The 14,265-nt window shown below is 68.9% G+C and carries 11 protein-coding genes and 2 pseudogenes; 9 read left to right on the top strand and 4 right to left on the bottom strand.

The window, feature by feature from the left end:
* Positions 1 to 40: 40 nt before the first annotated feature.
* Both E3U25_RS25035 and E3U25_RS08915 read left to right on the top strand, forming a co-directional pair.
* A pseudogene (locus E3U25_RS25035) lies at positions 41 to 778 on the top strand (hydantoinase/oxoprolinase family protein); the annotation flags it as partial.
* Positions 742 to 1,498 (top strand): annotated as a pseudogene (locus E3U25_RS08915) (SDR family oxidoreductase). The pseudogenes E3U25_RS25035 and E3U25_RS08915, both read left to right, overlap by 37 nt.
* Positions 1,499 to 1,538: 40 nt before the next feature.
* Here E3U25_RS08915 and E3U25_RS08910 read toward each other — a convergent pair.
* Positions 1,539 to 2,291 (bottom strand): SDR family NAD(P)-dependent oxidoreductase, encoded by a 753-nt coding sequence (locus E3U25_RS08910; RefSeq protein ID WP_116220596.1) that lies wholly within the window; start codon positions 2,289 to 2,291, stop codon positions 1,539 to 1,541.
* A gap of 214 nt (positions 2,292 to 2,505) precedes the next feature.
* On the opposite strand from E3U25_RS08910, the gene E3U25_RS08905 reads away from it, so the two are divergent.
* Positions 2,506 to 4,125, top strand: a complete 1,620-nt coding sequence (locus E3U25_RS08905; protein ID WP_116220597.1) for a GMC family oxidoreductase — start codon at positions 2,506 to 2,508, stop codon at positions 4,123 to 4,125.
* Between the two features lie 18 nt (positions 4,126 to 4,143).
* On the top strand, positions 4,144 to 5,628 hold the full coding sequence (locus E3U25_RS08900; RefSeq protein WP_116220598.1) for an aldehyde dehydrogenase family protein: 1,485 nt from the start codon (positions 4,144 to 4,146) through the stop codon (positions 5,626 to 5,628).
* Positions 5,629 to 5,800: 172 nt separating this feature from the next.
* Here the strand turns inward: E3U25_RS08900 and E3U25_RS08895 are convergent, their stop codons facing one another.
* Positions 5,801 to 6,874 carry a TRAP transporter substrate-binding protein gene (locus E3U25_RS08895; protein WP_166435377.1) on the bottom strand — a complete coding sequence of 358 codons (1,074 nt, stop codon included), beginning with the start codon at positions 6,872 to 6,874 and terminating at the stop codon, positions 5,801 to 5,803.
* 231 nt (positions 6,875 to 7,105) lie between these two features.
* On the opposite strand from E3U25_RS08895, the gene E3U25_RS08890 reads away from it, so the two are divergent.
* The 3 genes from E3U25_RS08890 to E3U25_RS08880 are packed head-to-tail and all read left to right on the top strand — an operon-like array spanning position 7,106 to position 9,774.
* Positions 7,106 to 8,503, top strand: coding sequence for an MmgE/PrpD family protein (locus E3U25_RS08890; protein WP_116220599.1), 1,398 nt, complete (start codon positions 7,106 to 7,108; stop codon positions 8,501 to 8,503).
* Positions 8,504 to 8,535: 32 nt separating this feature from the next.
* A complete protein-coding gene (locus tag E3U25_RS08885; protein WP_116220600.1) occupies positions 8,536 to 8,976 on the top strand; it encodes a nuclear transport factor 2 family protein in 441 nt (146 codons plus the stop codon).
* A gap of 27 nt (positions 8,977 to 9,003) precedes the next feature.
* Complete coding sequence (locus E3U25_RS08880; protein ID WP_116221657.1) at positions 9,004 to 9,774, top strand: SDR family NAD(P)-dependent oxidoreductase; 771 nt, start codon at positions 9,004 to 9,006, stop codon at positions 9,772 to 9,774.
* Positions 9,775 to 9,792: 18 nt separating this feature from the next.
* Here the strand turns inward: E3U25_RS08880 and E3U25_RS08875 are convergent, their stop codons facing one another.
* The gene (locus tag E3U25_RS08875; protein ID WP_114536029.1) at positions 9,793 to 10,686 is read right to left on the bottom strand and encodes a LysR family transcriptional regulator; all 894 of its coding nucleotides are present in this window, start codon (positions 10,684 to 10,686) and stop codon (positions 9,793 to 9,795) included.
* Between the two features lie 163 nt (positions 10,687 to 10,849).
* On the opposite strand from E3U25_RS08875, the gene E3U25_RS08870 reads away from it, so the two are divergent.
* Positions 10,850 to 11,773: an alpha/beta hydrolase gene (locus E3U25_RS08870; protein ID WP_116220601.1), complete on the top strand. Its 924-nt coding sequence runs from the start codon at positions 10,850 to 10,852 to the stop codon at positions 11,771 to 11,773.
* Positions 11,774 to 11,978: 205 nt separating this feature from the next.
* Positions 11,979 to 13,133: a CaiB/BaiF CoA transferase family protein gene (locus E3U25_RS08865; RefSeq protein ID WP_116220602.1), complete on the top strand. Its 1,155-nt coding sequence runs from the start codon at positions 11,979 to 11,981 to the stop codon at positions 13,131 to 13,133.
* Positions 13,134 to 13,160: 27 nt separating this feature from the next.
* Here E3U25_RS08865 and E3U25_RS08860 read toward each other — a convergent pair whose 3' ends face one another.
* Complete coding sequence (locus tag E3U25_RS08860; protein WP_036760585.1) at positions 13,161 to 14,156, bottom strand: LysR family transcriptional regulator; 996 nt, start codon at positions 14,154 to 14,156, stop codon at positions 13,161 to 13,163.
* Positions 14,157 to 14,265 lie beyond the last annotated feature (109 nt).

Genomic DNA, 14,265 nt, shown 5'->3' with positions numbered 1-14,265 from the left:
CATATCCCCTCGGTCGCGGTCAACTCGGTCGCCTCGGTGGATGCGCTTGGCGTGTGGCGGGCTGGAAAGCGCCGGCTCGACCCCCGGCCCGGCCTGCTATGGGCGCGGCGGGACGCGGCCCACCATCACCGACGCGATGGCGGCGCAGAACCTGATCGGCCATGGCGACCTGGGCTATGGCGCGGTGACGGCGGATCACGCGGCCGCCCGCGCGGCGATCCAGCCGCTGGCCGAGCGGCTGGGTGTCCCGGTCGAGGAGGTCGCCGGCCATATCGTCGATATTTCCGCGTTGTCCATGTATGCCGAGGTCTCGCGCTTCGGCATCGACCCGCCCGCGCTCTACCTGTTCGCCCTTGGCGGCGCGGGGGGAATGCTGGCCTGCTATCTCGCGCGCGAGCTGGACATGAAGGCCGAGATCATCCGCCGCTTCGGTCCAAGACCTTCCTGGACGGGGTCGGGCAGATCCTGGACCAGGCGCGAGGCGCAGGTCCGCCGCATCCTGGCGACTATCCCCGATGGCGACTATTTCTTTGCCGATTGAGCCGACGAGGACGCGCCCGACGGCCTGCCGGCCCGCATCGCCCTGACCCTGCGCATCCGCGGGGATGGGGTCGAGCTGGACTATACCGGCTCGGACCCGCAGCTGGGCTCGTTGCTGAACATGCCGACCGGCGGGCGGGAACGGCATCCGCTGGTCATGGCCGGGCTGACCCATGTGCTTTACACGCTGGACAATTCGCTGTGGCTGAACGCCGGCACGCTGCGATCTCCGCGGGCAGCGGCGCGGCGGGCTTCGGGCTGGAAGCGACACGGAAATTCGTCGGGAACGGCGTCCGCGTGGTCGTAGCCGACATCCAGGACGAGGCCGGCCGCGCCATCAAGGCTGAACTGCGCGGCAAGGTCCGCTTCATCCGCTGCGGCATGCGCCGCGAGGCCGGCATGCAGGCCGCCGTCGATCTGGCGGTGCCGGAGCTCGGCGGGCCCGACGTGATGTATCACAACCCCGGCACCATCGGCAGCGCCAAGGGCGTGGACGAGACCTCCGTCGAGGCATGGAACGCGGCGATGGAGATGCTGCAAACCGCGATCATGCTGGCGATCAAGGTGGCCGCCCCGGCGCTGAAGGCGCGCAAGGGCGCGATCATCCTGACCTCGGCGGCTGTGGGGGTGCGCCTATACCATCGCCAAGGCCTCGGTCTGCCAGATCGGCCGCCATGCGGCGCGGATGGCCGGGAGGCCAGGGCACGCGGGTCAACGTGATCGTGCCGGGTGCCGTCAAGTCGGCGCTGCGGGAAAAGCACCAGCTGGGGCAGGGCGTGCTGCAGGCCGGCAATTTGCCAGGATGCAGCCGCTGCCGATGACCGGCCATCCGCGCTGCATCGCCGACGCGGCTCTGGTCCTGGCCTCCGGCCTGTCGGACTTCGTCCGCGGCGTGGTGCGGCCGGTCGATGGCGGGCTGATGCTGCACCGCAATTCCCGTTTCTCGGCCGAGGGCTGAATGCGGCCGGCCCGCCGCCGCCGCTGGGGTCAGATGGCGGTCAGATGGCGGTATAGCCGCCATCGACCACCAGTTCCGCGCCGGTCATATAGGCGGAATCGTCGCTGGCCAGGAACAGGACGACCTTGGCCACGTCCTCGGGCGCGCCGGGGCGGCCAAGGGGAATCCTGGCCAGGACCGCCTCGACCACGGCGGGATCGTCGAAAAGATACTCGGATTGCGGCGTGCGGATCAGGCCGGGATGGACCGAGTTCACCCGGATGCCGCGCGCCGCGAAATCCACCGCGGCACATTTCGACAGCAGCCGGTTGGCGCCCTTCGAGGCGCCATAGCCGGGATGCAGGTTCGGAAAGCAGACCAGCCCGGCGATGGATGAGAAATTGACGATTGAACTGCCCGGCTTCATATGCGGCGTTACCGCCTTGATGCCCAGGAACTGGCTGTCCATGTTCAGCGCCATCATCCGGTTCAGCCCCTCCAGCGTGGCCTCTTCCCAGCTGATCGGCTCGCCCGGCAGGCCGGCATTGTTCACCAGGACGTCGATGCCGCCCCACAGCGCCAGCGCCCTTTCGACCGCCGCCTGCCATTGATCGGGCCGGGTCACGTCCAGCACCTGGCCCTGCGCCTCGCCGCCCCGGTCGCGGATGCCGGCGGCCACCGTTTCGGCGGCATCGCCGCGAATGTCGGTGACAAGGACATTCGCCCCCTCGTCGGCCAGAAGCCGGGCCGAGGCCGCGCCCATGCCGCTGCCGGCGCCGGTGATCAGGACCGTCTTGCCCTTTACCCTGTCCATTCCCCTCATCCTTTCCGTGTCGGCTGCTGTTGCGCCAGCAAAGCGCCGCAAGGGCGGCCGCTCAACACGGCATGCCAATGGATAGGGAAAGCCTATGGATGGCATAGGCGGTTTCCGTGCTACAGGACGGCCCTTTGCGCGCCATAGGCCGGGCACCGCTAGCCCGGCCGCGCCCAGGCCCTAGACTGCCCTTCGAGGGAGAAGGGGAGGCCGGATGAGCAGCTATGACTACATTGTGATTGGCTCTGGTTCGTCTGGGAGCGTGGTTGCGAGCCGTCTGTCGGAGGATGGTCGCAACCAGGTTCTGCTGCTGGAGGCTGGGGGCCATGCCGACCGCTTCTGGGTGCATGCGCCGGCCGGGATGGGGCGGCTGTTCCTGGAAAAGGCGATCAACTGGGCCTATTTCACCGAGCCCGGGGCCGAGATCAACGGCCGCAGCATCTACTGGCCGCGCGGCAAGACCGAAGGCGGCACCGGCGCCGTCAACGGCATGGTCTACATGCGCGGCCACCCGCTGGACTTCGATCGCTGGGCCGCGCTGGGCGCCGAGGGCTGGGGCTGGGACGAGGTGCTGCCCTATTTCATCAAGTCCGAATCGAACAGCCGCGGCGCCAGCGCGTTCCACGGCGGCGACGGCCCGCTGCGGGTCAGCGACCCGCGCCAGAAGCACCCCACGATCGAGGACTACCTGCGTGCCGCCGAGAATGCCGGCGTCCCGCGCGTCGGCGACCTGAACGCCCCGCCCCATGAGGGTGCGGATTTCCACCAGCACACCATCCGCGACGGCCGGCGCGAGACCAGCTACACCGCCTTCGTCAAGCCGGTCCTGCACCGGCGCAACCTGACCGTGATGCGCAAGACCCGCGTGCTGCGCATCCTGGTCGAGCGGGGCGAGGCGACCGGCGTCGAGATCCTGCAGGGCGACCGGCGCCATGTGATCCGCGCCCGGCGCGAGATCGTGGTCTCGGCCGGGTCGCTGAATTCGCCGCATCTGCTGATGCTGTCGGGGATCGGCGAGGGGCGGATGCTGGCGGCGCAGGGCATCGCGGTCGCGCGCGACCTGCCGGGCGTGGGCCGGAACCTGCAGGACCACTGGTTCGGCCCGATGATCTGGGAGGTGACGCGGGGCAGTTCCTACAACGACGCCCTGCGCGGGCTGGGGAAATACGTCGAGGGGGTCAAATACCTGCTGGCGCGGCGCGGGCTGCTGGCCCTGTCGGTCTCGGCCTCGGCGGTGTTCGCGCGCAGCTCGGACGCGCTGGCGCAGCCGGACCTGCAGATGGTGCTGCGGCCGGTGTCCTACACCTTCCATCCCAAGGGGGCGGTGATGGTGGACGGCTTTCCCGGCGTCAGCGCCGGGGTGGTGCTGCTCAACCCCGGCTCGCGCGGGCATGTGTCGCTGAGATCGCCCGACCCTCTGGCGGCGCCGGCCTTCCAGCCGAACTACCTTTCCGACCCCGACGACGGGCGGCGCACGGTCCTGGGCTTGCGGCGGATGCGCGAGATCATGTCCCGCGACCCGGTGGCGGCCCGCGTGGTGGCCGAGCGGCTGCCGGGGCCGGCGGTGCAGGAGGACGGGGCGCTGCTCGAGCACATCAGGGCCCACGGCAATTGCGGCTGGCACCAGGTCGGCACCTGCCGGATGGGGCGCGACGCGCTGTCGGTGGTGGATCCGCGGCTGCGGGTGCATGGCATCGGGCGGCTGCGTGTGGCGGACGGGTCGGTCATGCCCACGATCACCTCGGGCAATACCAACGCGCCCTGCATCATGATCGGGGAAAAGGCGGCGGACATGATCCGGCAGGACGCCCTGCCGCGCCGCGACGCAAGCTGAACATCGGGAGGGAGCAAGATGACGGCAGATTTCACCCATCCGGGACGGGAAACCGCGCGGGACTGGGCGGCCGCGGGGCCGAAACGCAACCTGATCGACGGCCAATGGGTCGAGGCGCAATCCGGCAGGACGCTGGAAAGCCTGAACCCGACCACCGGCAAGCTGCTGGCCAGGATCTCCGAGGCGGATGCGGGCGACGTGGATGTCGCCGTGCGCGCCGCCCGCCGCGCCTTCGAGGCGCCGACCTGGTCGGGCATCTCGCCGCATCTGCGCACGCGGATGCTGCTGAAGATGGCCGAGGCCATCGACCGGCACGCCGCCGAGCTTGCGGCGCTGGAGACGCTGGACAACGGCATGCCGACCTGGTTCAGCAATGCGGTGATCGCCATGGTGGGCGACACCTTCCGCTATTACGCCGGCTGGTGTTCCAAGATCTTCGGCACCACCACGCCCACCGATGCCTCGATGTTCATCTTCACCCTGCGCGACCCGGTCGGGGTCTGCGGCCAGATCATCCCCTGGAACGTGCCCAGCCTGATGGCGGCGCTGAAGATCGCCACCGCGCTGGCCTGCGGCAATACCGTGGTGCTGAAGCCGTCCGAGCTGGCCTCGCTCAGCACCCTGCGCATGGCCGAGCTGATCCAGGACACCGACCTGCCGCCGGGGGTGCTGAACGTGGTGACGGGCTATGGCTCGACCGTGGGCGCGGCGATCTCGGGGCACCCGGAGGTGGACAAGGTCGCCTTCACCGGCTCGACCGTGGTCGGCAAGCAGATCCTGCAAGCCTCGATCGAGACGATGAAGCGGGTGACGCTGGAGCTGGGCGGCAAGTCGCCGAACATCATCTTCGCCGATGCCGACCTGGACAAGGCGGTGGTCGCGGCGGTCAACGGCTTTACCCGCAATTCGGGGCAGGTCTGTTCGGCCGGGACGCGGGTCTTCGTGCAGGAAGGCATCCATGACGAGGTGGCCGGGCGCATCGTCGAGATCGCCTCGGGCCAGAAGGTCGGCGACCCCTTCGACCCGGAAACCAAGCTTGGCCCGGTGATCTCGGCCAGGCAGCTCGACCGGGTGATGTCCTATGTCGATGCCGGCAACGCCGAAGGGGCCGAGCTGCGCACCGGCGGCGACCGCGTCGAAGGCCCCGGCTTCTTCGTCAGGCCCACGGTTTTCGCCGGCGTCACCAACGGCATGAAGATCGCGCGCGAGGAGATCTTCGGCCCCGTCGTCTCGCTGATCCCCTTCAAGGACGAGGACGACGCGATCTTCAAGGCCAACGACACCAGCTATGGCCTGGCGGCGGCGGTCTGGAGCCGCGACATCTCGCGCGCGCACAAGGTCGCGCGGGCGATGAAGGCCGGGCGCATCTGGGTCAACACCTTCGGCGAGACCGACCCGGTGATGCCCTTCGGCGGCTTCAAGCAATCCGGCCTCGGCCGCGAATTCGGCGCGGAATCGGTGCTGGCCTATACGGAAAGCAAGTCGGTCCAGGTCCGCTTCTGACCGCCGGCAAGGAAACGATCCCGCCGCATCCTTTGCGGCGGGATCGTCCGTTTGCGGCGCGACCCCTGCAGCGCACCGGGCGGCAGGGCGGCAAGGACAGGGCAAAGGGCCGGCAACGGGATGATCCGTCGCCGGCCCAGGAACCGGGCCGGTGTCCTGCCGCGGATCGCGCCTATTCGGCCGCCTTGCCGCGATAGGCGTCCAGGATGGCCTGCCCGTCCTTGCCGGCCGAGGACATGTCGCCCAGCCAGGCGTCGATCACGCCGGGGAAGGGGGCTTCCCAGCGGGCGTTTTCCTCGGGCGACAGGGTGACGACGGTATGGCCCTTGCCGGCCACGATGTCCTCGCGGATGGAAAGCGTGTTTTCCTGCTGCCAGGTGCAGAGGTTCTCGCGCGCCTTGGCCGCGGCTTCGGTGAAATGCTGCTGCACCTCGGGGGGCAGCTTGTCCCAGGTCTCGTTCCGCATGGCATAGATGATGGCGGTGCCGCCGAAACGCGGGCCCTGGACGGAATATTTCAGCAGGTCCGGCAGATCGTAGTCGGGAAGCCCGATATAGTTGTAGAGCGCGCCGTCGATCGTCCCGCGGCTGAGCGAATCGTAGACTTCCGATACGGTGATCTGCACCGGCACCGCCCCCAGGGCCGAGATGGTCCTGACCCCGGAATTGCCGACGGCGCGGATCTTCTTGCCCTTGATCGCCTCGAGGTTCTGCGGATCGGTCTTGCCCATGAACAGGTTGTAGCCCGGCTGGACATTGGCAAACAGCAGCCGCACGCCCTGGGGGTCGTATTCGGCCTGGCCCAGCACCCCGTCCGGCGCGGCGATGGCCGACATGCTGGCGCTGGCCTCGCAGGAATCGGCGTAAAGGCCGGGCAGCTCGGCCACCGACGAAAGCGGCAGCTTCTGCGCGTTATAGGCGGGAATGACGATGGCGATGTCCGCCAGCCCGGATTGCAGCGCGGCCAGCGTATCCTTGCCCAGCTGGCCCGAGGGATAGACGGTGAAGCTGACCTGGCCGTCCGTGGCCTTCTCGACCGCGTCGACCATCTTCTTGCCGCCCTCGGCCCAGAGGTAAAGCTCGTTCGAGAACAGATGCGCGACCTTCAGCTCGATCTTGTCCTGGGCCAGCGCGGGCGTCGCCGCGGCCGCCGCCAGCAGCGCGCCGGACAGCAGACGGCGCAGGACGGGCGGTCTGCCTTGGCTCTTGTGCCTGTCGGCCCGCCGCGCTGATGATGCCTTTGTCATGAGGTTTCCTCCCTGTCGCCGTTGTCGGATCGGCGACTTCATGGCTGGGGAATGTCCTCCCCTGATCCCCTCCGGGCAACGCTTTTCGCCCCGGCCATAGGGCGAGCCTGCATGGGCCATAGAGAGGGGCGCGCGTTTTTGCGGTGGCCCGAAAGCCGGGGAAGCACGACCATGGGCGGGCAAGGCGGCGCCCGGTCGCGCCGCCGGTTCGCTGGACGGAGGAGACCCGAGATGAAGCAGGATGCGCCGAACGCGGCTGGCCTGACGCTGCGGCTGGCCACGCATGTCGCGGCCCTGGCCAATGCCATGCCGAGTGCCGAGGATACCGAGGCGATGCGCCGGCTGTTCCTGGACGGGTTCATCGTCTCGCTGTGGGGGATCACCCGGCCGGCGGTGCGGCAGGTCTCGGAATGGTCGCGGCGTTTTGCCGGGACCGGGCCCAGCATGGTGCTGGGCGCCGACTGGACCGCCGATCCCTCGGTCGCGGCGCTGGTGCATGGCACGGCCGGCCACGCCTATGAGCTGGACGACACCCATGACGTCACCACCAGCCATCCCGGCTGCGTCATCATTCCCGCGGCGCTGGCGGTGGGGGCGGAGACCGGCGCCTCGCAGGCCGACCTGTTCCGCGCCGCCATCGCCGGCTACGAGGCGATGGCGCTGATCGGCGGCTGCGCCGGCGGGCTCGAGACGGTGCATCGCGGCTTTCACCCGACCTCGGTCTTCGGCTCGTTCGGGGCGGCGACCGCGGCGGTCGCCCTGCGGGCCTATGCGCGCGGGCAGGAGGTCACGCCTGACATGCTGCTGCAGGCATGGGGCCATGCGCTGTCGCAGGCCTGCGGCTCGATGCAGTTCTCGGCCGAGCCGACGGGGGGCGAGGTCAAGCGCGTCCATGCCGGGCTGGGCGCGCGCAACGGCGTGCTGGCCGCGGATTTCGCCGAACTTTCGGCCGTGACCGCGCCCCTGCAGGCGGCCGAGGGCGCCTATGGCGTGGCCGGCCTGTTCGGCGGCCCGCTGCAAGCGGTCGAGCCGGGCGAGAAGCAGATCCATGTCATCAGCCTCAAGCCCTATTCCTGCTGCCGGCTGTTCCATTCGACCATCGACGCCCTGCGCGAGGTGACGGATGATTTCACCGTCCCCACCGAGAGCATCGCCGAGATCCTGATCCAGGGCCCGCGCCTGGTCGCCGAACAGCACATGACGCGGGCCGAATCGACCATGACCGCGCAATACAGCTGCCCCTATATCGTCGCGGCGACCCTGGCCTACGGCCCGACCCGCTACGACGCCTATGGCGAGGAATTCCTGGACGATCCGCGCATCCTGTCGCTGGTCGCCAAGGTCCGCTTCCAGGTCGATGCCGAGATCGAGCGGGAATATTACCCGCGCCAGTTCGCCTCGCGCGTGACGATGCGCCTTGCCGATGGCGGCACGCGCTCGGCCCTGGTGGTGGACAGCGTGGGAACGGCCCGCAAGCCGCTGAGCGTCGCGCAGATCATCGCCAAGGGCGACGGGCTGGCGCATCTGGGCCGCTTCCCCAGCGGCGGCGCGCTGGCCGCCGCGCTCTGGGACGACGCAAGCGACGCCCGCAGGCTTGCGCAGGTTCTGAACGGCACGCCCGCTGCCTGAGCCGCGGCTGCCACATCCAGGAGGAGGAAGGAATGACGGCCGAGGACAAGCTGCAACGCCTGCTCGACATCGAGGACATCAAGACCCTGATGGCGAAATACTGCCACGGCATCGACAGGAAGGACGAACCGACCTTCATGAGCATCTGGGCCGAGGACGGCGACTATCTGCTGCCCCGCGGCGAGGGGCATGGCATCGAGGGCATCCGGCAACTGGTGCAGAAGGTCTGGCGCGAGGTGCCGCAATGCCACCACCACATCACCAACCCGGTGATCGAGGTGGACGGCGACAAGGCCGCGGCCAAGACCGACGTGACCTATTTCCGGCTGACCGCGGACGGCATCCACCAGCTTCTGTCGGGGGGCTACGCCTTCAGCTTTGCCCGCACCGGCGCGGGTTGGAAGGTCCGGTCGCTGAAGTTCGAAAGCTTCGTCTCGGCCAGCCCGGTCTTCAAGGAAAACATCCGGGGCTGATCCCCGCGGCAAGGGATGGAAGCGATCATGAGAATGCAGGGAAAACGCGCCGTGGTGACGGCGGGCGCCTCGGGCATGGGCCGGGCCGGCGCCCGGCTTTTCGCGCAGAACGGCGCCAGCGTCGCGGTGGTGGACGTGAACGCCGAGGCCACGGCCGAGGTCGTGGCCGGGATCGAGGCAGAGGGCGGCAAGGCGACAGGCATCGTCGCCGACCTGTCCCGCCCCGAGGAATGCAGCCGCATCATCGCCGAGGCGGCCGAAGCCCTGGGCGGCATAGACACGCTGTGGTCCCATGCCGGGACGCCCGGCCCGACCGAGGTCGAGGGCATCGACCTGGAGCAATACGACTTTTCCGTGGCGCTGAACCTGACCTCGGCCCTGGTCTGCGCAGGCGAGGTCGCGCCGCATATGCGCGCCGCGGGCGGGGGTGCGATCCTCTTCACCTCGTCGGTCGGCGGGCTGGTCGGCTCGATGATGAGCCCGGTCTATTCGGCGGTGAAGTTCGGCATCGTCGGCTTTACCCAGTCGCTGGCGCAGCGCTTTGCCGCCGACCGCATCCGGGTGAACGCGGTCTGCCCCGGCCCGGTCGAGACGCCGATGCTGCCCTTCTTCATGAACCGCAACGTGGACGAGGCCGGCAAGGAGGCCAACCTGGCCCGCATCATGGCCGCCGTCCCGCTGGGTCGCCTGGCCCAGCCCGAAGAGATCGCCCATGCCGCGCTGTGGCTTCTGTCGGACGATGCCTCTTATGTGACGGGCGTGGCGCTGCCGGTCGATGGCGGCTACGTCGCCCGCTGAGCGCCCTGCGCGGCCGCTTCAGGCGCGGCCGCGCAATTCCTCGATCAGCGCCGCCAGCGCCGGGGGCTGCTGGCGGCGGCTGGGATAATAGAGGTGATAGCCCTCGAAGGTCTTTCGGCAATCGGCCAGCACCTCGACCAGCCGCCCGTCGCGCAGATGCGCGTCCACATAGCCCAGGGGCAGGTAGGCATAGCCGAACCCCGCCAGGCAGGCCGCGCGCACCAGCGCGATCGAGGTAAAGACCTGCCGCCCGGAAATGGTGACATGCATGTCCTTGCCATCCACGGTGAAATGCCACGGGAAGATCTCGCCATGCGTCGGCAGCCGCAGGTTGATGCAATCCTGCCCCGCCAGATCCTGCGGCCGGGCGGGCGCCTTGCCCGCGGCCACCCGTTCGGGCGTCGCCACCACCGCCATGGGCACGTCCGGCCCGATGCGCAGCGCGATCATGTCCTGCGACACCAGCCGGCCGCGGCGGACGCCGGCGTCCTGGCGCTGGCCGATGATGTCGCCGCGCCCGTAATCCGTGGTCAGCTCCAGCGCGATGTCGGGATATTTGCGCAGGAAGGGCTGCAACAGCGGCCATAGCACGCTGTCGATGGCATATTCGTCGGCCGAGATGCGGATCGTGCCGGCGGGCTTGTCCCGCAGGCTGCCAAGCTGGGCGAAACCCTGCTCGATCTCGGCCAGGGCGGGGTGGACGCTTTTCAGCAGCCGCTCGCCCGCCTCGGTCAGCGAGACGTTGCGGGTGGTGCGGTTGAACAGGCGCACGCCGGTGCGTTCCTCGAGATTGCGGATCGTCTGGCTCAGCGCCGATTGCGACACCCCCAGCCGCGCGGCGGCGCGGGTGAAGTTGCCCTCTTCGGCGGCGGCGACGAAGGCGTTCAGGTCGCGAAGATCCTCGGTGTTCATTCATAAGACCCGCTAATGGCCGTATTCCGATTGCCCCATCTAATCGCAAGAAGCCGGCTTGGCTATATTCCGGTCATCGCGGCGGCCCAGCCGGTCCGCCCCATCTTCAAGACCTATCCTTGATCCCACCCCGCCCGAAAGCGGCAAAGAGGAGAACCGAACCATGAAATCCGTGAGCTTCAGGAACAAGACCTGGGACGTGGCCGCCGACCTGCATCTTCCCGAAGGGTTCGACGAGGGCGGGAAATACCCGGCCATTATCGTCGCCCATCCGATCAGCTCGTGCAAGGAACAGACCGCGGCGATCTATGCCGCGAAACTGGCCGAGCTGGGCTATGTCTGCCTGGCCTTCGACGCCTCGACCCAGGGCGCAAGCGGTGGGCCTGGGCGATACCTGGAAGACCCGGCCACCCGCGTCGAGGATTTCCGCTGCGCGGTCGACTACCTGGTGGCGCAGGATTTCGTCGATGCCGACCGCATCGGCGTCCTGGGCATCTGCGGCGGCGGCGGCTATGCGGTCAATGCCGCGATGACCGAACGCCGCTTCAAGGCCGTCGCCACCGTCGTCGGCGCCAATTACGGCCGGATCTCGCGCGAGGGCGATCTCAGCCCCGACGCGGCCATCAAGGCGCTGGAGGGCATCTGCGCGCAGCGCACCGCCGAGGCGCGCGGGGCCGAGCCGGCGATCACCAGCTATATCCCGCGCTCGCAGGAGGAGCTGGAAGCCACGGGCATCAAGGATGTCGATGTGGTCGAGGCGGTGGACTACTACACCACCCAGCGCGGCCGGCAGCCCGGCTCGCCGAACAGGCTCAACGTGGTCAGCACGCAGGCCGGCTTCGGCTTCGATGCGTTCCATCTGGCGGACCAGCTGCTGACCCAGCCCTTGCAGATCATCGTCGGCGGCGGCCAGGCCGGTGCCTTCGGTTCCTATCGCGACGGGTTCGAGCTGTTCGACAAGGCGCGCTCGGCCAGGAAGAACATCCTGGTCGTGCCCGGCGCCACTCATTACGACCTCTATGACCAGCCCGAGCCGGTCGGGAAGGCCATGGCGCAGCTCAAGACCTTCTTCGCCGAGAACCTCTAGCAGGGGCCGCTTCGGCAAGACCGAAATGCGGCTTCGAAATCCACGAGTTGGATGGCGGGCGCGGCGGGCCTAATTTCCGCCCCAAGGCGGCGCGTCCGGCAGAACGGAAAAGAGCCACGGCAAGGCTGGTTCGGAAGCGGCGGCGACGGGATCGTCCGCCGCTTTCGCTTGCGCCCCGTCCGGCGCCCATCACGAGGAGGAAGGCATGAGCAAGGCAAAAGGCCCGCTGGCGGGCATCAGGATCATCGAGCTGGGCGGGGTCGGCCCGGTGCCCTTCGCCGCGCTGCTGCTGGCCGACATGGGGGCCGAGGTCATCCGCATCGACCGCGCCGAGGCCGGCGACGGCGGCCTGCCGGGCGATCCGCGGCTGCATCTGCTCAACCGCGGCCGCCGCAGCCTGGCCCTGGACCTGAAGAACCCCAAGGCGGTCGAGACCGTGCTGCGGCTGGTGCGCGGTGCCGATGCGCTGATCGAGGGGTTCCGGCCCGGTGTCGCCGAGCGGCTGGGGCTGGGCCCCGAGGAATGCCAGGCCGCCAATCCGCGCCTGGTCTATGGCCGCATGACCGGCTGGGGGCAGGACGGCCCGCTGGCGCGCGAGCCGGGCCACGACATCAACTATATCGCCCTGACCGGCGTGCTGCATTCGGTGGGGCAGGCCGGCGGCCCGCCGGTCATCCCGCTGAACCTGGCCGGCGATTTCGGCGGCGGCTCGCTTTACCTGGTGATGGGCGTGCTTGGCGCGCTGCTCGAGGCCAGGGGCTCGGGGCGGGGGCAGGTGGTCGATGCGGCGATGGTGGACGGCTCGGCCTCGCTGATGACGCTGATCTACGGCGCGCTCGCCATGGGCTACTGGACGGATGAGCGCGGGGCGAACCGGCTGGATTCCGGCGCGCCCTTCTACAACGTCTATGAGACGGCGGACGGCAAGCATATCGGTATCGGCGCCAACGAGACGCGGTTTTATCGCAACGCGGTCAAGCTGCTGGGCCTTGAGGATGCCGGCCTGCCCGACCAGCACGACAAGGAAGGCTGGCCGCTGATCCGCGAGAAATTCGCCGAGGCCTTCCGCAGCCGCACCCGCGACGAATGGGTGGCGCTGGCCGAGGGGCGCGAGGTCTGCATTGCCCCGGTCCTGTCGCTGCACGAGGCGCCGGCGCATCCGCATCTGCGTGCCCGCCACACCTTCGTCGAGGTGGACGGGGTGATCCAGCCCGCCCCGGCGCCGCGCTTCAGCCGCACCCCCGGCGCCATCCAGTGCCCGCCTGCGCGTCCGGGCGAACACAGCGACGCGATCCTGGCGGACTGGGGCTTTTCGGGCCCGGAAATCGTGGCGCTGCGCGACAGCGGCGCCGTCGCCTGAGGCGCGGGCCGCGATCGATCCGGCCGGTCACTTCCGGCCGGGTTTCTCGTTGGCGATGAAGCGGGCGCGCAGGCCGTAGCGTTCGACCATCTCCTCGATGATCTTCAGCACGGTCTTTTCCACCGTCAGGCTGACCATCGACACCGCCCGGCTGCGCTTGCGCGTCAGGTAGACGGTGCGGTTGAAGCCGGGATCCTTGATGCGGATCAGCACCAGCTTGCCTTCCTCGACCAGCTTGGCGACCGGGGCATGGGGCAGGATGCTGAAGGCGCTGGCGCGGCTGACCATCTCGATGATCTGCGACAGCGAGTCGATCTCGACGATGACGTTGAGGTTCAGCCCATGGGCGCGGGCAAAGCGCTCGATGGCGTGGCGGGCGCTGTGGGGCAGGCCGGGCATGACCAGCGGCAGCTCGCCCAGCTGCGAGGCGGGGATGGAATAGCCGCCGTCCTCGTCCGGCTCGACCGGGACATTGTCCTCGGCCGCCACGACGAAGATCTCTTCCTCCAGGATCGCATCGGTCTGAAAGCCGGTGCTGGGCGGCATGGTGTAGACGAAGCCCATGTCCAGCTGCTCCTGCTCGATCCAGTCGAGGATATGGCCCGACAGCCCCTCGGTCAGGTGCAGCCGGATGCCGGGCGCCTCGAGCCGCATGGTCTCGGCCAGCGGGATGCTGACCAGCAGGCTCAGCGAAGGCGGCAGCCCGATCGAGACCGTGCCCTGCAATTCGTCGCTCATCTCGCGCAGGCTGTCGGTCAGGGCGCGCGCCACGTCGACCAGCTTGTGCCCCTCGCGCGCCAGGAAGCGGCCGGCCTCGGTCAGGGTGACGCCGCGCGGGCCGCGGATGGCGAGCTTGGTGTTCAGCCGCGCCTCCAGCCGCGCGACATGTTCCGACAGCGACGGCTGCGCCAACCCCAGCGCATTGGCCGCCTTGGAGATGGAGCCGTGCTTGGCCAGCATCAGGAAATAATAGACATGCTTGATGTCGATGTCCGGCGCCTGCGCGCGGGTGGCTCTGCTCACGAATACTCCCCCTTGGACGGCGGATCGGGGCCATAGGCTTTCCCTTGAACATTCGGCAAGTCGGCCCGCCTGATCGTCGATCCTGCTCCCTGCCCGCCATTTTCGCGGC

This window comes from Paracoccus versutus, assembly GCF_029909795.1.
GTDB lineage: Bacteria > Pseudomonadota > Alphaproteobacteria > Rhodobacterales > Rhodobacteraceae > Paracoccus > Paracoccus versutus.
This window is presented reverse-complemented; position numbering and strand designations above follow the sequence as displayed.